The sequence below is a fragment of the Mesorhizobium sp. WSM4807 genome (assembly GCF_055811615.1).
The window spans coordinates 163,435-184,749 of record NZ_JBVVQY010000013.1 but is presented as its reverse complement, the minus strand read 5'-3'; the positions used below and the strand labels follow the sequence as shown (position 1 = coordinate 184,749).

Genomic DNA, 21,315 nt, shown 5'->3' with positions numbered 1-21,315 from the left:
AGGAAATGCTGGCGCGAATGAATGCAAAACCCGATCGCGTGCTGTTTCCGAAGAGCAATTTGAGGTGAACTTCCTCAGGCCACGCCCGGGCGGAGCCATCCCCCGCCCGCGTCGCGGCAGGCAAGCCCGGATACTCGAACATGCGCGTCCAATCCTCCTCACTCGTTCGTGTCGACATGGCTTGCGATCTCCGACTCAGGCGGAACCCATGATTCACAACCGACCCCAAGGAACACTGTTGCCGCCACATCTAGCCGTCTTATCGGTATCGGCGAAGCCGCTGATCTGTGCTAAGCCGCCGCCCGAATAGCCAAAGGAGTAGACCCGTGAGCGAGCCGACCGTGGCCGAGGCGACCGACAGCATCTATGCATCGCTCCGGGCGAACAATGCCGACATCGACGCCCATATCGCGGCGCTCAAAGCAGCGCTGGCGCGAGAGGGGATAGAACAGGCGGTGTTCGATCCGGCAAGGCTGGCACAGAACAACCGTTCGGGCCGCAAGCTGATGCAGGCTTATTTTCGGCAGCGCGGCGTGAGCGTGAGGTTTTCGGCCTCGTAGGGGCGCACGCTGAGGCGCCACGGCCCGCCGGCAATCATTGTGGTCCAAGATCCCGCGGGGAGTTCAGTCAAGTCCGCTTTTGGCTTCTGTAGCCCGACATGCGGCTTCCGGCCCCGCCGACGTCAAAGTACCTAGGAAATCGGCCGACAAATGGTCAATTCAATCACCTGCGCCGGCTGCCGAGTACATCAGCGACCGATGCGCCGCTTCTGGCCTTCGGATTTGACCGGATCAATCGCATGAATCTGCCGCCTTGAGCGCTTCGGCGCGGTCAGATTTGTCTAACGCTCCTATGCGTCGAACCGACGCGAAGAATCGTGGATAGTCGCCCGAACACAAATCGAACAAGCGGAGAAACGTCGCCACCCGATCGCCGTAGACGGAAGTCGCGGCGAGCTTCGCGTTGTTAATCGGAGAATCGAACCAGACATCGTATCCCCGGTATCCATGCCAGCGGCTGTCGCGCTTCTCTCGGTAGCGCATCCGCAGCCGTTCGATCGCGGCCGTCTTTGCGGCCCGCTTCTGGTCCGAGGTACTGGAGTCGTCATAGACGTGCGCTAGCTCGTCCCGGGTGTGCGACACCAGCGCAAGAAATTCGGTCCTGCGCTTTCGGTCGGCTTTGTAACGGCGCAATTCGCCGGTATCACCAGCCGCGCGCAGCCATTTTCTCACGCCGGTTGTTTCGACGGCGACAGCGAATGCCTCGTTGAATGCGGAATCGTCCTTCACATAGACGCGTTGGTGGGCCAGCTCGTGGAAAACTAGCCCTGCAAGATACGTTTCATCTTGGCTGAGCATCGTACTTAGCAGCGGGTCACTTGACCAGCCGAGCGTGGAATATGCAGTGATGCCCGTCACATAGACGTCCAGGCCCTGTCTCTGAAGTTCGACGGCGGTTTCAATCGCGGACCTTTTGGAGAAGTATCCTCGGTACGGAACGCATCCGAACACCGGAAAGCACCATGTTCGTGGCGTCAGCGAGAATTCCGGCGCGGCGAAGATGGCCCATGTCACCGCGTCCCGACCAACGTTAACATAGCTGCGGTAGCTATTGTTGTCCGGCAGCGCTAGTTCATCTATCGCAAACTGTCGGATGGCGCTCGCCGATGCCATTCGAGCGCGCAATGTCCCAGGGGTCGACGGATCGTCGATCAGCTCTCCGACATCCTGGCGCGCCGCCATGATCTCCACGTGACCCTTCAAGGATTGTGCGTAGTAGGAAATGCTGGTGCAACCTGCCACGCCGGACATCACGATCATCGCAGCAACCGAACGAAAAAATACACGCATCACGGTTGCCCACGGCATTGCTCACACGTCCGGATAGGGCAAACGTCGCAACTACGCCCGGTCCCAAACAGTCGCGCCAATTTGGTTGAGGTCCTGGATGGGGTTTAGGTTAGACGTTCGTCTTCGGCAAGATTGTCACAATTCAGTCACTCGCCGCCAAAATGCCGAATGTCCGGACACGGCGGACTGAAGCAACGCAGCATTTTCCACTTTGAGGCGAAGTAATTCTCAACTATGGTCCGCCAGGCTTTTGGCATGGGGGGGAATATTGCCGATGGTTTTATCACGCAGGGGTGTCGTGCTCGGCGGCCTGGCGCTGGTCGCGGTGGGTGCAACCAGCAATATTGCTCAAGCCGCGGCGGCAAAATCCTTTTTCGCCGGTACCGCCAGCGACAACAATTTTGTCTATCGCAAGACCAACTTCGCCAAGATCGACAAGAGATGGCATCGCCAGATCGTCAAGTATTTCAGCAGCGAGCCGGTCGGCACCGTCGTGGTCGATACCCGCCACCACTTCCTCTACGTCATCATGGAAAACAAGACCGCCATCCGCTACGGCGTCGGCGTCGGCAAGGACGGCTTCAAATGGTACGGCCGCGCGACGATCGACCGCCGCGCGCTGTGGCCGCAATGGGTCCCGCCCCCCGAAATGCGTAAGCGCAAGCCGGACCTACCGCACATGGTCGCAGGCGGCGCGTCCAACAATCCGCTCGGGCCGCGCGCGCTCTATCTGCACCGCAACGGCGCCGACACCGGCTACCGCCTGCATGGCACGCTGGAGCCATGGAGCATCGGCACCGACGCTTCCAGCGGCTGCATCCGCATGTTCCCGGAAGACATCATCGACCTCTACCAGCGCTGCCCGATCGGCACCGCGGTGCAGGTCCTGCCGCACATCGCCGACCAGGCGCCCGCTTCCACCACTGTCGAATGATTGGCGCCTCATGAACCGCATGATTGAAAACACGCGCCGGCTGCTCGCCGCCGGCCTTCTGGTGCTGGCCGCATCCTGCTCGACCAGCAACACGCTGGCCCCTTCCACGCCCGACATCACCAACACCGAGGTTGCCGGCTTCCAGAACGTGCAGCCGGGCAGCGAGGAGGATTTTATCCTCAATGTCGGCCGCCGCACCTATTTCACGCAAGGTTCGGCCGCGCTCGATTCTGTCGCCAAGGCCACCCTCGACACCCAGATCGCCTGGTTAGCAAAGCATCCGCGCTGGCTGCTCAAGCTGCAGGGTTTCGCCGACGATCCCGGCGCAAGTGAAACGGCGCTGTCGCAGCAGCGCGCCGATGCGGTGATGGACTACCTCGCCGCCGGCGGCATAGACCGCAACCGCATGTGGGCCAAGGGCTACGGCAAGGACAGGCTCGTCCGCGACTGCTCCGACACCGCCTGCAGGTCACAGAACCGCCGCGTTGTGGCTAATTTGCGCGATGAGAGGGACGAGCCGTAGGGGGCTGCTGTTCTGCTTGTGACCCGAAGCAGAGTCTCACACGCGACGGCGGCATGGCTGCTTTTCGCCCGATGTCCGCCCTTGAGGCGATCTTTGCGATTGCCGGATAGCAGACGCTGCCGGCGACCACCCTGGACATCTTATTGCGCCAGAAGCAGACATTTCTGATCGCGGGGCAGGCTGCCCGGATGAGTCGCTACTTCGGCATTGGGAGGAGACTTCTGAAGTCCGGTCCCTCTCCGCCCCCAGATCGGTATTGATGTACCGACACCGGGTAGTCATACTTACGGGGCAAGTGAGGAGAAACGAGCCACAATGCGTCTGCTGCCAAATCTGCTCTCCCGTTTTGTAAAAAACGGGCGCCTGACTGTCATATTCGAGGACGGTTTCAGGCAAGCCTTCGGCAGTGGACAGGATGGGCCCGACGTGACGATCCGCCTAACCGACAAAGCGGTCGAACGCGAGATCTTCTTCAATCCGGAACTGAGGGCGGCCGAAGCCTACATGGATGGCCGCTTGGTGATCGAGAACGGTGGCAAAGCATTTGACCTCTTGTCACTTTTTTCCGTCAACCGCACTGGGTTGGCAGCCCACCCTGTTCAGAAGGCGTTGCGGAAAGTCTGGCGTGCGTTGCGCCGGCGCCAGCAGAACAACAAGCTCGGTCTCGCCGCCAAAAACGTTCAGCATCACTACGACATCCCGACGAAATTTTATGAGCTATGGCTCGACGAGACAATGACCTATTCGTGCGCCTATTACACGGCACCGGACAACAGTCTGCAGCAAGCGCAGATGGACAAGCATCGCCACATTGCCGCGAAGCTCAAGCTAGAGCCGGGCATGCATGTGATGGAAATCGGCTCAGGCTGGGGCGCTCTCGCCATCTATCTCGCCAAGTATTGCGACGTGAAGGTCACGGCGATCAACGTTTCGACGGAGCAATTGGCGGCGTCTCGGCTTCGAGCGATCGAGGCCGGGGTCGCTCATCAGATCGATTTTCGCGAGGTCGACTATCGCGAGGTCAGCGGACAGTTCGACCGTGTTGTCTCGATCGGAATGATGGAGCACGTGGGCGTCGTTCATTTCGACAGCTATTTCACGATCATTAGTAGATTGTTGAAGGAGGGCGGCTTCGCATTGGTTCATGCGATCGGACGCATGTCACCGCCTGGTACGACGGCGCCGTTCATCCGCAAGTATATCTTTCCAGGTGGGTATGTGCCGGCTTTGTCAGAGGTGTTTGCCTCGTTGGAGCGCACGGGGATCTGGTGCGCCGACTGCGAAAATTTGCGGCTGCACTATTACTGGACGATCCACGATTGGCGTCTCGGCTATGAGGCCAGGCGCGAGGAGGCAATCGCCATGATGGGCGAACGCTTCTGCCGTATGTGGGATTTCTATCTGGCCTCGGCCGAACTCGGCTTCCTAAACGGTTCAAATTTTGTCTTCCAGATACTGATCTCAACTCGCCGTGACGATGTCCCAGTCATCCGCGATTATATTGTCGAAGAAGAGCGACGCCTACTGAGCTCGATGCAGACGAGTGCGTAGTTTCGCTATCCACACCAGTGGGCCCGGTCCGCTGGTTAGCGCGCCCTGCAGGACTCGGATGCCATCATCCCGCCGGTCAATCTTCGTTCGACGGAAGCGCCGGTGCAACCAATCGACAAGTCCGCAGATCAAAGCGGTCGGCCACGAATGACAGCTTTGCGCCTAATATCGGCCGTTCAGGATCTCGTAGCCACCGCCTGAAAGCGGACCTCGCCGACAGCGAAGTTAACTTCGAGCATGGCTACAGAGTCAGGCCCCAGGGCGATGCTTCGCCAGTTTCTTCAGGGTTGTTTGTTCGCGGAACCATTCTCGCAGTGGTCTGGCGGGCATTCCGCCCCAGCGTTCGCCTGCCGGCACGTCTCTCATGAACCGCGAGGCCGCGGCTAGTTGAGCGCCCCGGCCGATGTGCAGATGGCCGGCAATGGCGCTATGGCCGCCCACCGCAACGCAGTCCTCCAGCACGGTCGAGCCCGCGATCCCGACCTGAGCAGTGATCACGCAATGGCGTCCAATCCGCACGTTGTGGGCAATCTGAACGAGATTATCGATCTTCGTCCCGTCTCCAATGACGGTATTGCCCCCGCTGCCGCGATCGACAGTGCTGTTGGCTCCGATCTCGACGTCGTTTCCGATTGTGACGCGGCCGAGTTGCGGCACCTTCACAAGTCCTGAAACGCTCATCGCAAAGCCAAAACCATCCTGGCCTATGCGGGCTCCCGCATGAACGATCGACCGATCGCCCATGTTGGAATGGGCGATGGTGACGCTGGGGCCGATGGAGCAATCCCAGCCGATGACCACGTCTGGACCCAGCACCACATGGGCACCGATTGTGGTGCCGGCTCCGATAAATACCCGCTCTCCGATAACAACGCCAGGATCGAGCACGACGCCGGCTCCGATCTGCGCCGATGGATGCACAAAACATCCCTCGGTGACATTGGTACTACCCAAAAGCGGTGCGGCTCGCAACGCCTCGGGGTGTAGCCGGGCAAGCACCTTGGCAAAAACCAGGCGGGGATCCCGTACGGTAATGGGAACGGTGCCGGGCGGCACCATATGGGCGAAGCGCTCTGTGACAAAGCAAGCGCCGGCCTTGGTGGTGCGCAAGGCGTTCGCGTAACGGGCGTGATCAATGTAGGCGATGTGCCATGACTGTGCTATCTCGAGGCTCGCCCCACTCTGCAGAAGCATGCTTGGATCGGCAGATGCCGGCAGTGGCACTCCGGCCTCTTCCACGAGTTCGGCTAAAGCTAATCCGCTCGACTGAGAAATCGGTGACACGGTCAGGCTCGGTTGATGGGAGGATTGGGTCGGTTGGATTTGCCATTCATCAGTGTGTCGGTCGGCCTGTCGGGGGGCAGGGGAGAGCAGGCCGACCGACTTACCGCGGGTCCGCATGCGGACGACGCTGTCCGGATTTCCGGCTATGGGGGTTGGTCGATACAAATTCTACTGGCTCTGCGGTCGAACTGGCTTGTCGGTCCACGAGGGCGGCAAACCGAGCTGTGACCCTGCGAAGTCCTTCAGTCCGGGCGCCCGGCCGAACCTTTCGCAAGCCTGATATTTGGGTTTGCCGCCGAGTCCGGATTTCAGCTTCTGATAAGACGGAAACTTCGGGAAGCCAAACTTGAACGGTGTTTTGCCCGTGACAAGCATCTTGGAGAAGTCACTTCCGAAACTCTCCGCCAGAGAGTAGGCGTCACCGATCTTCGACATCCGCGCGCCTGTGGTCACGAAATTTGCGCCCTTCGACCACACCATCGCGCCCGCCTGTTTCCCGTCCCGGGTGGTCGCCTCGGCCTCGACGGCAAGCCCGCCCAGTCCCAGCGGAATTCTCGGCACGGGAACTGATGAGGCCGCGAACGAGGCTCCGATTGACGCCGCGGTCGACAGGCCGGCGGCTGTGGCGTTGGTGGGCACAATCCGGGTGACCGTCGCGTGAACGATCAGATCGGCGTTTTCTCTGTCGCCTGTGACTACGAAACGATCGCTGACGCCAACGCAGAGTGCGCGGCTGACCACTGTCGCCACCAAGGCCTGATCGGCAGGCTTTATGGTGGATTGCGCAGCGGTGGGCGAAACCACGGTAGGCTCAATGTACACTGTCTTGCTTACTTTGAGATCCTCGGGGACGGCCTTGTACTCTGCCTTCCTTATTCGCCCATCGACCTTGGTAAGACCGTCATAGGAGGCCAGCGAATTGGCAGGCTGGAGCGGCACCGAGGTGCATCCGGCAACTGCCGATACGAGCACGGACGACAGAAGCGCGAAACCGATCGATCGATGCTGCGGTCGACCGGCAGCCTGGTTTGTACGGGAATTTGGCACTTCGTTCTCCTGTTGGGCTTGGTGTATGGAAGGAGGCAGGTGGGGTAGGCTATTGCCTCTGTTCCGCTGGCTGAGCGGCAGCAACCTTGTCGGTGAACACGGGCCTGTCGTGCCACAGGCTGCCGTTCGCCATTTTTGCGTATCCGAGGTTGTAAACGGCGCGCATGTAGTCGGTGTTGAATGGATCGGTCATCCTGTAGGGGAGCTGCTTATCGATCGAGGCCACGCGGAACCGAATGCCGTTCTTTTGGGCGTAAATGTAGGTGGCCAGCAGCGCACTGCGGGTCTGTGCCTTGACGAGGGTGGAATTCGCCCTGGCCATGACAGCAAACGTGTTGTTCGTTGTCGTGGTAAATTCTGGCATGAGCGCATTGTTGATGATGATGTACATGTTGAACTTGAGGTTTTCAGACCGCACGCCCTTGTCCGAATTGGCTATCCACCCCTCTGGGATCGTCAGGATTTGGGACGCCGACCCGCCGTCGGAGTGCATTTCTTCAAACGCCTCCGCTCCAGCTTCGGCCTTGATGAGCACGGCCGGATAAACGCCGGGGATACTTGCCGACGCGATCAGTATGTCCTGGAAGAGTTTCAGCGCACCGGGCCGCCCGCTATTGGCGATGGCGCCCATGTTCCAGATCACCGCTCTTTGGGAATCGAGATTCGAGGTCAAAACAAACAGTCGTCGTCCCTTGCGGTGCTCAGCCGCGATTTTTTCCAGTATGTCGCGCGTCAGATAGCGCTCGACCATTTTCCGAAGCGGCTCCTGTTTCAGGAGACTTGCTCCGAACAGGCCCCTCGGTAGGAAATCTGCATCGACCAACTCCTTGGCAGCACCGCTTGTATAGAGATCCACGAGAGGCTGGTCGTAGGCCGAGCCGAGGAAGGCATAGGGCGCGATCAGCGCACCCGTGCTGACGCCGCTGACCATGTCGAATTCCGGCCGCTGTCCGTTGTCCGACCAAGCCTTAAGCGCCCCGACGCTGAATGCGCCTGCGCCACCGCCGCTCGACAAGACCAGGTAGTTGATTTCCTTGTGTCTCGGGATGGGCAGCCAGGCGTGCGCCTCGGGCAGTTTCCGGGCCGAATCTGCATAAATACGAATGTCGCTGAACCCCTGGATGCTGGCTGCCGTCGCAGCCTTCGGCCCGTAAACAATGCGGTCTGGCGCCAAACAGCCAGCAAGAAAGGCCAGCAGGACAATGGCCACCAGTCGATGCATGTCTACCGCCTTGTCCCGGGCCATCGCCGGAAGGAACCATCAAGGTCTCCAACGGCGATACGGCGCTCGGCGACCGTTCTTTGCAGTCGCGTCTGGCGGCATTAATCCCGATTTGTCATTACCGTGGGTTATGTATTGTTAAGAGTTGTTGCGCCCCGCAACCCGGCACGTCGTCCTACGCTCGTTCCGGTAACCGTGACGCGGTGCCAGCCACTTCCGTCTGAGCGGGGGGCTCGGCGACCATCTCCGCAACTACGATGCAATCGGTGACACGCGGCCGCCAAGGACGACGGACTGGTCGCTACGCCCATGCGCAGTGCACAGGAAACATGGTAATTGGATTAGCGAACCATTTTGCCCAGGACAGCAACTTCTTATCCGTGCGAACGACCTCGTCCTCGAAGCTAGACGGCAAACGGGGGAAGTCCATCAGGCTCTTCCGATCGCGTCCGGCCGCCTGGCGATCCGGTAAACCTGTGCAGGTGGTGCATTTGCGAAAACCCATTCAGTGAACGTCGCCTCAAGCCCGATCCGGTCGAGAACGGAGTCAGGTACCGGGCACTGCCAGCCATAGGTAAATTGATAGACGGCTCCTTCCGGACGAAGAATGTGGAAAGCGCCGTACAGAATGGCGAAGACACGCCAAGCCGGCATGGTGAGAAGCGGGAGGCTGCTGATCACCGTGCCTATTTTCTCGCCATTAAAGGGATCACATCGGCGCAACTCCGTCGCATCGATGTCAAGCAACGCAGCAGCCGGAAACTGGCGACGTAACATGTGGGCAAAGGAAGTGGCGCTTTCTATGAGCGCTATGCGCTCCTGAGGCACGCCGCGGAGAATGAGCTGCCGGGTGAAGACTCCGGTTCCAGGGCCGAGCTCAACAACCGGAGACTGCGAAGTACTGATTTCGCGAGTCATTGCCACCGCCAGAGCTCGCCCGGAAGGCACAAGCAAGGCGGTCCGAAAAGGATGCGACATCCAGGTGCGGAATAGAGTAGTCGGGTCCGACATTGCGTAGCTCCGCATTACTGACAGAGAACATTCATTTATCCGTAAGCCCTACCTGGAGACGCCAGTTGCGGTTTTTGAAGAGATGTTAAGAGTTGTTGCTGGCCGGAAAGCGTCGACGGGATTGCCCTGCCTGTTGGCCAATGGCTTGTTTTGCCACCAGTTAGCCGACGTTCATGCCAGGGTTGGCGAATGTGCGCCTTGCTGGACTCCTAGAACCTGTAACCGACGAAGAGCATCCCGGACGGCTGCACGTCCTTCTGAACGATCGGGCTGTCCTTCGCATCGCCGGCGAGGAAACCGACACCGACCTGGCCGCGGATAAGCCAGTTCTCCGTCACCATGTAGGTTACCGAGGCTTCGATATCGTAGCGCTTAAGCCCCGCGCCAGCCTCGTATTGCCGCAACCCCGACCGTGCGGATTGGACGGCCGTCACCCCAAAATAGGTATACATATAGTTTTCGTCCGCGAAGATCGCAGACGCGCCGGCGGAGAAAATAAAGGCGTTATAATGATGGGAGACATTTGCGCCCACCACACCGAGCAGGCCTTCGCTGCCGCCAATCGTCTTGTCGACGGAAGCATATAGTTCCACCGGCCCCGTTTCATACGAGACCTTGGTTCCGACCATAGCGCCAGCGTCGATGTCACCGAGGCCTTTCAGGTGCTTGGAATCCTCTTCCTTGCGCCCTCCGCCCATCTCGAAACCGCCTTTTACCGAGACTTTGAAACCGTTTGCTTCCAACACGTCGACATCCAGCCCGCCCGGAGAGATGGTGAGGCGGCCAATGGTTGCGGAGACCATCGGAAACGGGACGAGTTCGTACTCGTCCGATCCCTCATATTTCGGCTGATACATTGCTCCGGCCGCAACCATGACATTCCAGTCGGAAAGCTTCTGGCGTATGCGACCGAACCGTCTCTCATCGACGTTTGCCGCCGAGGGAGTCGCTGCGGCCGATTCGTTATCGTAGGGCTCGGCCGCGCCTGCCTGGAGCGGGAGAAAAGTAATCGCCGAGAGGCTCGTAGCGACGGCGACATGCCGCGAGCGGGTTGAGAAATGCTTCGTTAGCGACATGCGAACCGGCTCCTGGGGATGGTGGAAGATACTCAACGCGTGCGAGGGGAAGCCCGACGCATCGGCCCTCCAGCGGCTGCACTGTCTAGGACTACGAGGTTGCTTTGGATTTTGTGATATTAAGAAATGTTGCGCCGCGATCGATGTGGTTGGCCTGGAGGCGCAACAAGCACTCGGCTTTCGCTTGAATTGTGCATATCAAGAGCGAATCAAAGCTAAGCTTTTAGACGAGTCGGCTGAGCAACTGCGCGACGCCCGCAATCAGCCCCAACAGCAGCAGCAACAGCAAGGTGTTCACCGACCACTTGATGACGAGGTACAATGGACGGTTCGTCGACTTCAGTGCCTTGCTGCCTGCCAGGATAGGCGCAAGTCCAGCAAAGACCCTGTTGGCCAAGCCACGACGGTCTTCGGGCGTGTTGGGTACCACCGTGGCACGCGTTAAGCCTTCGTAGAAGAAATTGAATATGGCACCCAGCGGGTTCAGGGGCCGTTTCACGTCGCACATGAGGATGAGGCGATCGCAGTCGGTATCGTTGCGCACGAAGTGCAGGTAGGTCTCATCGAACATGATAACCTCGCCATCGCGCCAACTCAGCTTGCGGCCATCCACATTGATGAAGCAGGCGTCGGAGTTCGGAGTGACGAGACCGAGGTGGTAGCGCAGTGACACGGCAATTGGATCGGCATGCCGGGTCAGTTGGGCTCCCTTGGGTAGATAGGCAAACATCGCGCCATGCACGCTCGGAACGCTCTGCAGTATCTTGACGGTGCTGGGGCAAAGGCGTCTCGCGGAATGATGCTCATACCCGTACCACTTGATGTAGAAGCGGCTCCAGCCGTACTTGAAGAACGTCCGGAAGCCGACGTCATAGGTTCCTGCGGTGCCGGGCCGTTTGCTGGCGTCGAAGTAGTTCTCGCGCAGCAGGTCCATGCCCTCATTCCGAATGGTTTGCCAGTTCTGACGCAGCAGTTCGAGTTCCGGAAAATCCGCCGGGTCGAGCACGGCCTTTGATCCGCGCGAGAGCGTTGTCATGTACAACGCACAATTCAACGGCGAAAAGATCGGCCATCCCTTGCGGAGGTACTCAGACAGGCTTTCGTAGCGGGCTTCGCCCCGGAAGCGGTAGACGTACACGATGCTCGCGGCCACAAGCGTGACCATGACGACAAGAATTAGCATGAGATTTGCCCTGAGTGCGCCAGTTACCGCGATGTTGATGGATGGGTCCCGTTGCGCCGACCCAGGTCAGACACTTCAGAATGGTTTCATCCGAGGCGCTCACACGCTCCGGATGGCGGCATTAGTCCAGATTTGTCATTGCCTTGGATTTTGTATTGTTAAGAGTTGTTATCGTCCCACGGCATGCACTCGCTGTCGGTCATCCGCGGCTCTTGAGGGTTGATCATTATGATGGTTGCCGGACACCATCCGGCTGGCCTGGAATGACCAGGCCGTGCGAAACCTTGTCGCGAAATGGTCCGCGATGGCTGGGGATGTGCCTGCCATGGCCGATTCGACCGACGACTTTCGCCTGACATGTCGCGCTTCGCCGAGCGCCGCAAACACTGGCTCCCGCTCAGGGAGCGGGTTGCTGGAAAAGGGTTCGCCCAGGAGCCCCCAAGCTCGACTCCCGCGTTCGACCAATGTTCAGGTAGAACGAACGCCTGGCAGCTATCACGACGTCCTCGACAAGGTCTCGTCTCAGCAAGTTGATGGGAACACTGCCCTCGAGATAGGGTGACGGGCGAACGAGCCACGACCACGCAAGCCTTGGCTGCTTTGCCAGCGCGAACACCTCAGGTATTCCGGCAACGGGTCTTCCGTCAACGAACTGGGCCAGCGGGAACACGTGCCTCCCGAGGCCCTTGCGCAATGCTATGACCTGGTTACGCTTCTGCCAGCGGTGCAACGTCGATCTCGGAATCTGCAGATTTTCTTCGAGGTATGTTGGCCCGGCAACTGCGCCTGCCCAGTCTTCAAGACGCATTGTGGCAACATCGGCGAGACGCGATCGCGTCAAATAGGGTTCAGAATCTCGCCCCGCGTTCGCTCGCGCCAAATCGGCATTCTTTTCCTCAGACGGCCTTGTGCCCCTGCCGGTCTGGCCGAGACAGCCGCGCGGCAAGTTTCGCTGGCGAAGGGAGCGGCTTGACGGTTCCGCAAGATTTGCCCAGCGACCGAGCGCGGCGCCGTCACCAAGAGGCAACCTCATCGATCGCCCTGGCCACCTGGGTTGCTGCTGGGCCTGCTGACCGGAGGAAAGCCGCCACGGTGGCCGGCAACAAAACTTCACCAACCGCCTTGGTTTTGTCCCGCTTTTGACATCGCCAGGGTCTCGGCCGCGGCTACGTCCTAACACGATAGAGACGGAGACCCTTTATGGCCCATGATGATCTAAAGCGTGAGGACATCCTCAAAGACCCACTCATCAGACAGATGATGCGCGCGGACCGCGTCTCTTTGAGAGAGATGAGGAAACTGCTTCAGGATGCGGCGCGGTCGCACCGGCTTCATGGGAAGGATGAGCCCTTGCGGCCCTCAGGAGGCGCTCCCCCTCACCGCGCCAAGGCGTTGAACGACGGTCCCAAACGTCACGGCCCGCGTCGTGCTATATAGTCGACTATCTGCCTTTGGCGAGCGCCTGCCGCGTTGAAGCCTGTCGTTGCATATCGTCAGTCTTGCTGTTTTTGAGCGGAACAACCCGTGCCGGCGGCAACGATATCGTCGCTCGTAGCCCATGCGGGGATATGTTCTCGAGCGACAGCGAGCCACCATGGCTCTTTGCGATCTCATCTGCGATCGAAAGACCCAGTCCAAAACCGCTGTTGATAGTCGAGGACCGGGCCTGATCTGCCTTGAAAAAAGGCTCAAGAGCCTTCTCGTGGAGACCCTCTGCAAGGCCGGGGCCATCGTCCTGCACAACAATGGACACTTTGCTTGGCGGGAAATTGGACAATTGGACGTGCACGATCTTACCGAACCTGACGGCATTTTCCACGATGTTGGTGACTGCCCGCGTCAGCCCTTTCTGCTTGCATGAATATCCGAATCTCTCGGGCCCGACGTAAATCACCGTGTGTCCAACATCGGAGAACCCGGCAACGATTGTCTTCATCAGGGCTGCAATATCAACCTTTCGAAGCGGCTCGTCGCGCGCCGTGCTGCTCAGATATTGAAGGCTTTCCTCGATCATCGCGGTCAATGTGGCGATATCGTCAAGCATCAATTGTTTCGACGGGGTCTCCTTTGATCGCTCCACGCGCATTCTTAGACGCGTTAGTGGTGTTCTCAGGTCGTGGCTTACGGCGGTCAGCATCCGCGTGCGGTCATCAACCATCTTACGTATTCTACGCCGCATATCGTTGAGCGCCGTTGCGAGGGTGCGAAGCTCCTTGGCGCCTGCGACAGTGAATAGCTGCTCCTCGCTGCCGTCGAGCCGCAAGCTCTTTGCCGCTTCGGCAAAACGGACAAGAGGCGACGTGATCACGCCACCTATGTAAAGCACCAGCAGAAGCATCGGGAGGATCAACATCAGGATCTTGGCAATGAGTTCGACAACCGTGCCGAAGACGGCTGGATAGGTATCAGCGTCAGAGAACCGTACCAGGAGGCCACGCTTGGCGTCGACACGCACCGCCAGGGCATTGTGTTCCGCATCCTGCGGAAGAACAGCGGCCTCAAAATCAGTGGGCAGCACGTCGCGAAGCTCGTCGGCGATAAATTGCATATCCCCTTGGTGGCTGCTTCCGACGTTAAGATCACGCCACGGCAAAATCCTCATCTCCAGACCGATGGGAGCGCTCGCTCGCAGCAGCTTCTCGGCGTCGGCATCGTCCGCGCTGTTTCTGAGTTGCTCTACGATCAATTCGATCTGTGTGCTTCTGACCGCAATCACTTGCTTAGCCTGGAAGATGTACGGCTCCGGCAAGAGCGCGATAACGCTAAGAAGCACTGCGGGAATAGGGATCGCAGCGAGCACGACGAACTGGAGTCGAATGGGCGCCCGTCTGAACCGACCGATCATATGGCTACCGCGACCTCCGGAGTGAAGATGTAACCGCCCAGCCGCACTGTCTTAATGAAAGTGGGCTCCTTATAGTTCGGCTCTATCTTTTGCCGGATACGGCTCACATGCACATCAATGCTGCGCTCGACAGGTCCGGCAGCGCCAGCGTGGGTGCGAGCAAGTATGTCTTGCCGGTTCATCACCTGTCGAGGATTCTCGCAGAACACAAGCAGCACATCAAATTCCGCCGTCGTGAGCGGCACATGGACACCGTCAATGTCAGTCAATTCGCGAGTGACAGGATCTATTCGCCAGCCCGCGAACGTCATCGGGTCCTGGCTTGGCTTGAGTTGGCTTGAATACGACGATCGCCGCAGCAGCGCCTTTATTCTCGCCAAAAGTTCCCTCGAACTAAACGGTTTTGTGACATAGTCGTCGGCCCCCAGTTCCAGTCCGACGACTCTGTCCACCTCTTTTGTCAGCGCGGTAAGCATGAGGATGGGTGTAGTATCGGATGCCCTGATCCTTCTGCAAATGCTAAAACCGTCCTCACCCGGCAGCATTCCGTCCAATACAATAAGGCTGAACTCTTTCTTTTTGAGAACGCGGTCCATTTCCATGGCCGATCCGACTGTCTCGGCGACGTAGCCCGCCTCTTTCATCAGTTCGATCAGCATAGTCGCTATATCCCGGTCATCCTCGACGACGAGAATTCGGGCTGAAGCTGGAGTGATGACATCATATCCGACGTTTTCCATAGGCTTGGCCATTTTGTTGCCCTTTCCCCTTCGGAGTAACACGCTGCTCATCATGGCTGTCAGCAACAATTGTGTTTAATTTTGTTGCTGTGGTCCCCGGCAGGCCTCCTCCCGGCCCAACAGTCGCCGCGTCTGCGGCAGCGATCCCATCCGCGCGGCGCGGACCAGCGCTTCCGGCGGGCGCTAGGCCGCTGCGCCTTAGCAACTCTTAACAATACATAACCCACCGCAATGACAAATCGGGATTAATGCCGCCCAGGAGCGATTGCGAAGAACGATCGCCATACGCGGTGCTGCCGGTGGAGACCTAGATGTTTCCGCTGGGTGGCGGCCCCGGAACAAGGCGGTAGACATGCATCGACTAGTGGCCATCACCATGATGGCCTTTCTTGCTGGCTGTTTCGCGCCGGGCCGTAATGCCTGCCAATCGAAGGCCGCGATGAAGGCGGCCTATCGCAGGATTGTCGGTATGGGCGGTCTTGGAGCGTGCCTGATCGTGTCAGGCTGCACGACCGTCGCCAGCGTTCAGGAACCTGATTTGAAGATCGCGAATGCCTGGCACGCGACCTTTCCGCATGGCGGCCGGACCGGCGATCTCGTGTCCTGGTGGTCCACGTTTTCCGATCCATCGCTGACGGCCCTCATTGCATCTGCGCAGGCGGAAAGCCCCAGTCTCGAGTCCGCCGCTGCAGAGATCGAGAGGGGGCGCGCCACGCTGGCATCTACGCAGGCGAGCCTTTTTCCGGGGCTTGGCGGCTCGGGATCGCTCGCCCGCTCCGGCACGGGCGGCAACAAAGCCAACCAAGTTGCTGCCGCTACGACGGTGAGCGGCAGCCTCGACGCTTCTTGGGAAATCGATCTGTTCGGCAAGACGCGGCAGAGGAGCGAGGCTGCGCGGCTGCGGGTCCACGAGCGCACCGCCGATTGGCACGATGCGCGCGTCTCACTCGCGGCGGAGGTGGCGGACTACTATATGCAGTACCGTGCCTGCCGGCAGCTGGAGCAAGTTTATACCACCGAACTCGCCTCGCAGCGCGAGACGATCCGGGCAATGGAAATGGCCGCAACCTCCGGCCTTACGTCGAGCGCCGACCTTGCGCTAGGGCGGGCGAGTGCTGCTACCTCGGCCTCGACACGGACCGCCCAGCGTGCCGAGTGCGAGGTTCTCGTCAAATCTCTCGCCCGCCTTATCGGCGGTGACGAGCCTCACGTCCGCGATATTCTGGCGATGGGCAAGCACGGGTTACTCACGCCGAGGACCCTCAAGCTATCCGCCGTGCCTGCCGACGCCTTACGGCAGCGCCCCGACATCGACGCCCTTGAGCTCGAGGTCGCTGCATCGCTCGCCGAGATCGGCGCGGCAAAAGCCGATCTCTATCCGAGCCTCAGCCTCGGCGGCTCGGTCACGATCGACAGTTCATCGCTGATGGGAACCTCTCTGCCCTGGTCCTTCGGCCCGGCCATCTCGATCCCGCTCTTTGACGGTGGCTCGCGCCGGGCGGCAGTGGGCAGCGCGGCAGCCGCATATAAGGTGGCGGTGGCCGCCTACAAATCAGGTGTGCTGGACGCGGTCGCCGAAGTCGAGACCGCACTCGTGCGGATCGACAGTACGCGACGGCAGATCGGCGACGCCAGTGTCGCGGCGCGCAACTACCGCGCCTACTTCAAAGCCGTGGATTCGAACTGGAAGGCCGGTGGCGCAAGCCTGCTCGACCGCGAGGACGCCCGGCGTTCGGCGCAGTCGGCGGAGGTCTCGCTCATCGAAATCCGTCGTGACTCCGTGCGCTATTGGATCGCCCTCTACAAGGCGCTCGGCGGCGGCTGGGATGCGAGCGCCTCCTCATCCAAGGACCTGCCGCAAAAATCGAAAGAAAACCTGCTCTGATGCGATCTTCACCTCTTCTCCTCGCCGCTTTCCTGAGCGGGATCCTTGTTTTCGCCGCAGAGCCCGCGCTCGCGCAACAGAACGAGGCGGCAGCGCTTACCGTCGCAGTGGCAAAGCCCGCGGAACGCCAGTGGCCTGAAACGATACCCGCCAGCGGCTGGCTGAAGCCCTGGCACGAGGCCGTAATCGCCGCGGAAATCGGCGGCCTGCGTGTGACCGATGTCCTTGCCGATGTCGGGTCGGTTGTCTCAAAGGATCAGCCCCTGGTTCGGCTGGCCGACGAAACGGTGCGCGCGGAACTGCGCAAGGAAGAGGCTGTGCTGGCAAGCGCCAAGGCGGACCTCGCAAAAGCCAGGACGAGTGCGGGCCGAGCACGCAAGGTGCAGGGAAGCGGTGCGCTTTCTGAGGAGAAGATCACCGAATACCTGATCGCCGAGCAGACTGCGATCGCGGGTGTCGAATCCGCCGAAGCGTCGTTGGAAAGCCAGAAGATCAAGCTTGCTCAGGCGACCATTCTGGCCCCGGACGACGGGCTGATCACTGCCCGTTCGGTCCAACTCGGCGCTGTCGTTTCCTCCGGCACGGAGCTGTTCCGTCTCGTGCGCCAGCAGCGCGTCGAGTGGCAGGCGGAAGTGTCTGCACGTTATTTGCCTCGCATCAAGGAAGGCCTGACCGCCACGATCGTCGGTCCGGAGGGGCGGCGCATCAACGGGACCGTGCGGCTCGTCGGGCCGACGGTCAGCACCGATACCGGAAGGGTGCTCGCCTACGTGGCGCTGCCGGCGGAAGCGCACCCACCCATTGGCCTTTACGTCACCGGCCAGATCGAGCTTGCGACCACGAAGGCATTCACCGTGCCCGAGACGGCGCTCGTGGTGCGTGACGGCATCGCTTACGTCTTCACCGTGGATGCAGACATGCGTGCGTCACGCGTCCGTGTTGAAACCGGCCGCCGCAATGCCAGCGAAGTGGAAATCCTCTCGGGCCTTGATCCCTGGGCCGACGTGGTGACGACGGGCGGCGCCTTCCTTTCGGATAAGGCGCTTGTCCGGGTAGAGGAGGAAGCACGATGAATTTTTCCGCCTGGTCGATCCGCAATCCGGTTCCCGCAATCCTGCTGTTCATCCTGCTCACCGTCGGCGGCCTGCTCGCCTTCGATCGTTTGGCGGTTCAGAACTTCCCCGACATGGTGCTGCCGACTGTCCAAATCAACGCCGCGCTCGAAGGTGCAGCGCCGGCCCAACTCGAAACCGAAGTCGCGCGCAAGATCGAGGACAAGCTCGCCTCCCTGAACCTCCTAGAGCACGTCACAACCACGATCACGGACGGCGCGGTCAGCATCAATGTCTCATTTCAGCTGGAGAAGGACGGCGAGGCAGCGCTGAACGAGGTGCGCAATGCCGTCGACAGTATGAGCGGTGACCTGCCCGCCCAGATGCAGACACCAAGCGTGACGAAAACGACGGCGCAGGGATCACCAATCCTTACCTACGCCGTGCGCTCCATCCGCCTCAACGAGACGGAACTCTCGTGGTTCGTCGACAACGACATGACGAAGACCTTGCTTGCCGTGCCCGGCGTCGGCCAGGTCAGCCGCATCGGCGGCATCGATCGTGAGGTGCATATCGATCTCAATCCCCAGCTGATGAGTTCGCTCGGCCTTAGCGCTGCAACCGTTTCCGCGCGGCTCAAATCCGTGCAGTCGGACGCTTCGGGCGGCCGGGCCGAAATCGGCGGCAGCAAGCAGGTGATCCGCACGCTTGGCGCGGTTTCGTCGATCGAGGCGTTGAGGGCGCTCGCAATCCCGCTTCCGAGCGGAGCTCTGGTGCGTCTGGACGAGATCAGCACGGTTACGGACAACTTCGCCGACCGGTCGTCCATCGCCTATCTCGACGGCAAGCCGGTAATCGCATTGCAAGTCAAGCGCTCCAACGGCTTTTCGGATACGGGCGTCGCGACGGCTATCCAGGTGGCCATGCAGAACTTCGCCGCCGCCAATCCTGATGTCGAGATTGTCGAGGCGTACAGCACGATCGGGCCGATTATCGAAAACTATGACGTCTCCATGCACATGCTCTACGAGGGCGCGATCCTCGCAATCGTCGTGGTCTGGCTCTTCCTGCGCGACTGGAGGGCAACCTTCCTTTCGGCGGTGGCGCTGCCCCTATCGGTCATCCCGACCTTCCTTGTGATATACATGGCGGATTTCAGCCTCAACACGGTGACGCTGCTCGCGCTCTCGCTTGTGGTCGGCATCCTCATCGACGATGCGATCGTGGAGATCGAGAACATCGCGCGCCACCTGCAAATGGGGAAACCGCCGAAGGAGGCCGCGCTCGAAGCCGCAGACGAAATCGGCCTTGCCGTCATCGCCACGACCTTCACGCTCGTTGCCGTCTTCCTGCCGACTGCCTTCATGGGCGGTATTCCCGGCCTTGTCTTCCGCCAGTTCGGTGTGACGGCAGCCGTGGCGGTTCTCGCCTCCCTGGTCGTCGCGCGCCTGCTGACGCCGATGATGGCCGCTTACATGATGAAGGCGCATCCTGTCGAGGCAAAGGACGGCCGGATCATGCGCGCCTACCTAGCCATTGTTAAAACCTGCCTGCACCATCGCAAACTGACGGTCCTTGGCGTCTGCCTGTTCCTCGGCCTGTCGATTTCGACGATCCCGTTCCTCAGTTCCGGTTTCCTACCCGCGTCGGACGATGCGCAGACACAAGTCACTCTGACGCTGCAACCCGGCAGCACGATTGAGCAGACGGACGCGATCACGCGGCGAGCCGCAGAGATTGTTTCCCGACTGCCGGACGTGACGCATGTGTTCTCCTCCGTCGGAAGCGCCTCTTCAGGTGACCTGATCGATTCCTCGACGACCGTCGATACGGCGGCCGCCTCGCTCGTCGTCGACCTGAAGAAGATCGGCGAACGCACCCGCAAGCAGACCGAGATCGAGAATGATATCCGGCAGGCACTCGCCATTCTTCCTGGCGCCAGGATCGCTGTGGGTACGGGCGGCAACGGCACGACACTGGAAATCACGCTGGCCAGCGACGATTCCAATGCGCTCGGCCAGGCAGCCGGCGCGCTCGAAGAGCAACTTCGCACGCTGCGGGGGATCGGCGCGGTTACCTCCAGTGCCTCCCTGCAGGCCCCTGAAATCCAGATCGTCCCGAACCTCGACCGCGCGGCCGCTCTCGGCATCACGGCGGAAGCGATTTCCGAAGCGGTTCGCGTGGCCACCAACGGCGATTATTCCTCCTCGCTAGCAAAGCTCAACCTGCCGCAGCGCCAGCTTCCTATCCGCGTCCGGTTTGATCCCAGCAACCGTACGACGTTTGATGACATTGCCAATCTTCGCATTGCTGGCGCCAGGGGCAGCGTCGATCTCGGCTCGGTCGCCGAGATCAGCATCGGCGGCGGCCCGTCGGAGATCAGCCGCATCGACCGCTCGCGAAATGTCACGCTGTCGGTCGAACTCAACGGGCGCATCCTCGGCGACGTCTATCGCGAAGCGCAGGCACTGCCCGCCCTTCAGCGCCTTCCAGACGGGGTGAAACTCGTCGAACAAGGGGAACTGGAGCGCAGCTCCGAGCTCTTCGGCAGTTTCGCCATCGCCATGGCAATCGGCGTTTTCTGCATCTATGCCGTGCTGGTCCTGCTCTTCCATGATTTCTTCCAGCCGGTGACGATCCTTATGGCGCTTCCGCTGTCTCTTGGCGGCGCCCTGCTGCCGTTGGTGCTGACCGGCACGAGCTTTTCCATGCCGGTGGTGATCGGGCTGCTCATGTTGATGGGTGTGGTGACGAAGAATTCGATCCTGCTGGTCGAATACGCGATCATCTCACGCCGGGCCGGTCTCTCGCGGTTCGACGCCCTCATTGACGCTTGTCACAAGCGTGCTCGTCCGATCGTCATGACGACGATCGCGATGGGATGCGGCATGCTTCCCGTAGCGCTCAGTCTCAGCGGCGGCGACTCCAGTTTCCGTCAACCGATGGCAATTGTCGTTATCGGTGGCCTGATGACTTCCACCGTCCTCAGCCTCGTCGCCATTCCCGTCATCTTCACCTTCGTCGATGACTTTCTCAGGCTTCTCAAGCAGCTTGTCGGCATAAGACAGCCTGCGCCCTCGCCGGCTTCCACACCTGAAGATGGGGGGCGGTT

At 60.2% G+C, this 21,315-nt stretch carries 16 protein-coding genes and 1 pseudogene; 7 read left to right on the top strand and 10 right to left on the bottom strand.

Features of this window, described 5'->3' with window-relative positions; translation table 11 throughout:
- The first annotated feature begins 326 nt into the window (after positions 1 to 326).
- Positions 327 to 560, top strand: coding sequence for a hypothetical protein (locus AC0L3N_RS18880; RefSeq protein ID WP_473549007.1), 234 nt, complete (start codon positions 327 to 329; stop codon positions 558 to 560).
- Positions 561 to 791: 231 nt separating this feature from the next.
- Here the strand turns inward: AC0L3N_RS18880 and AC0L3N_RS18875 are convergent, their stop codons facing one another.
- Positions 792 to 1,868: an aminopeptidase gene (locus AC0L3N_RS18875; RefSeq protein ID WP_473549006.1), complete on the bottom strand. Its 1,077-nt coding sequence runs from the start codon at positions 1,866 to 1,868 to the stop codon at positions 792 to 794.
- 256 nt (positions 1,869 to 2,124) lie between these two features.
- Between AC0L3N_RS18875 and AC0L3N_RS18870 the strand changes: the two genes are divergently transcribed.
- The 3 genes from AC0L3N_RS18870 (at position 2,125) to AC0L3N_RS18860 (ending at position 4,858) form a co-directional block, all read left to right on the top strand.
- Positions 2,125 to 2,784, top strand: a complete 660-nt coding sequence (locus AC0L3N_RS18870; protein WP_077380658.1) for a L,D-transpeptidase — start codon at positions 2,125 to 2,127, stop codon at positions 2,782 to 2,784.
- 10 nt (positions 2,785 to 2,794) lie between these two features.
- Positions 2,795 to 3,307, top strand: coding sequence for an OmpA family protein (locus tag AC0L3N_RS18865; protein ID WP_473549005.1), 513 nt, complete (start codon positions 2,795 to 2,797; stop codon positions 3,305 to 3,307).
- 315 nt (positions 3,308 to 3,622) lie between these two features.
- Positions 3,623 to 4,858 carry an SAM-dependent methyltransferase gene (locus AC0L3N_RS18860; protein WP_123146667.1) on the top strand — a complete coding sequence of 412 codons (1,236 nt, stop codon included), beginning with the start codon at positions 3,623 to 3,625 and terminating at the stop codon, positions 4,856 to 4,858.
- A gap of 249 nt (positions 4,859 to 5,107) precedes the next feature.
- Here AC0L3N_RS18860 and lpxD read toward each other — a convergent pair whose 3' ends face one another.
- The 9 genes from lpxD to AC0L3N_RS18815 form a co-directional block, all read right to left on the bottom strand.
- On the bottom strand, positions 5,108 to 6,148 hold the full coding sequence (lpxD, locus tag AC0L3N_RS18855) for a UDP-3-O-(3-hydroxymyristoyl)glucosamine N-acyltransferase (RefSeq protein ID WP_473549020.1): 1,041 nt from the start codon (positions 6,146 to 6,148) through the stop codon (positions 5,108 to 5,110).
- A 162-nt stretch (positions 6,149 to 6,310) separates the two neighbouring features.
- Positions 6,311 to 7,081, bottom strand: coding sequence for a DUF3313 domain-containing protein (locus AC0L3N_RS18850; protein ID WP_165848435.1), 771 nt, complete (start codon positions 7,079 to 7,081; stop codon positions 6,311 to 6,313).
- Positions 7,082 to 7,238: 157 nt separating this feature from the next.
- On the bottom strand, positions 7,239 to 8,411 hold the full coding sequence (locus tag AC0L3N_RS18845; protein WP_473549004.1) for a patatin-like phospholipase family protein: 1,173 nt from the start codon (positions 8,409 to 8,411) through the stop codon (positions 7,239 to 7,241).
- A 429-nt stretch (positions 8,412 to 8,840) separates the two neighbouring features.
- Positions 8,841 to 9,329: a class I SAM-dependent methyltransferase gene (locus AC0L3N_RS18840; protein ID WP_473549002.1), complete on the bottom strand. Its 489-nt coding sequence runs from the start codon at positions 9,327 to 9,329 to the stop codon at positions 8,841 to 8,843.
- Positions 9,330 to 9,631: 302 nt separating this feature from the next.
- The gene (locus tag AC0L3N_RS18835) at positions 9,632 to 10,534 is read right to left on the bottom strand and encodes a MipA/OmpV family protein (protein ID WP_473549001.1); all 903 of its coding nucleotides are present in this window, start codon (positions 10,532 to 10,534) and stop codon (positions 9,632 to 9,634) included.
- Between the two features lie 187 nt (positions 10,535 to 10,721).
- Complete coding sequence (locus AC0L3N_RS18830; RefSeq protein WP_473549000.1) at positions 10,722 to 11,681, bottom strand: aspartyl/asparaginyl beta-hydroxylase domain-containing protein; 960 nt, start codon at positions 11,679 to 11,681, stop codon at positions 10,722 to 10,724.
- Between the two features lie 397 nt (positions 11,682 to 12,078).
- Entirely contained in the window at positions 12,079 to 12,489 is a 411-nt protein-coding gene (locus tag AC0L3N_RS18825) for an antitoxin Xre/MbcA/ParS-like domain-containing protein (protein WP_473548999.1), read from the bottom strand.
- Between the two features lie 633 nt (positions 12,490 to 13,122).
- Positions 13,123 to 14,526 carry a sensor histidine kinase gene (locus AC0L3N_RS18820; RefSeq protein WP_473548998.1) on the bottom strand — a complete coding sequence of 468 codons (1,404 nt, stop codon included), beginning with the start codon at positions 14,524 to 14,526 and terminating at the stop codon, positions 13,123 to 13,125.
- On the bottom strand, positions 14,523 to 15,278 hold the full coding sequence (locus AC0L3N_RS18815) for a response regulator (RefSeq protein WP_123147422.1): 756 nt from the start codon (positions 15,276 to 15,278) through the stop codon (positions 14,523 to 14,525). Before AC0L3N_RS18815 ends, AC0L3N_RS18820 begins: the two co-directional genes overlap by 4 nt.
- Before the next feature lie 340 nt (positions 15,279 to 15,618).
- On the opposite strand from AC0L3N_RS18815, the gene AC0L3N_RS18810 reads away from it, so the two are divergent.
- From AC0L3N_RS18810 to AC0L3N_RS18800, 3 genes and pseudogenes are all read left to right on the top strand, one after another.
- A complete protein-coding gene (locus tag AC0L3N_RS18810; protein ID WP_244602630.1) occupies positions 15,619 to 17,151 on the top strand; it encodes an efflux transporter outer membrane subunit in 1,533 nt (510 codons plus the stop codon).
- Positions 17,151 to 18,224 carry an efflux RND transporter periplasmic adaptor subunit gene (locus tag AC0L3N_RS18805; RefSeq protein WP_473549019.1) on the top strand — a complete coding sequence of 358 codons (1,074 nt, stop codon included), beginning with the start codon at positions 17,151 to 17,153 and terminating at the stop codon, positions 18,222 to 18,224. Before AC0L3N_RS18810 ends, AC0L3N_RS18805 begins: the two co-directional genes overlap by 1 nt.
- A pseudogene (locus AC0L3N_RS18800) lies at positions 18,221 to 21,304 on the top strand (efflux RND transporter permease subunit); the annotation flags it as partial. The gene AC0L3N_RS18805 and the pseudogene AC0L3N_RS18800, both read left to right, overlap by 4 nt.
- Positions 21,305 to 21,315: the final 11 nt, after the last annotated feature.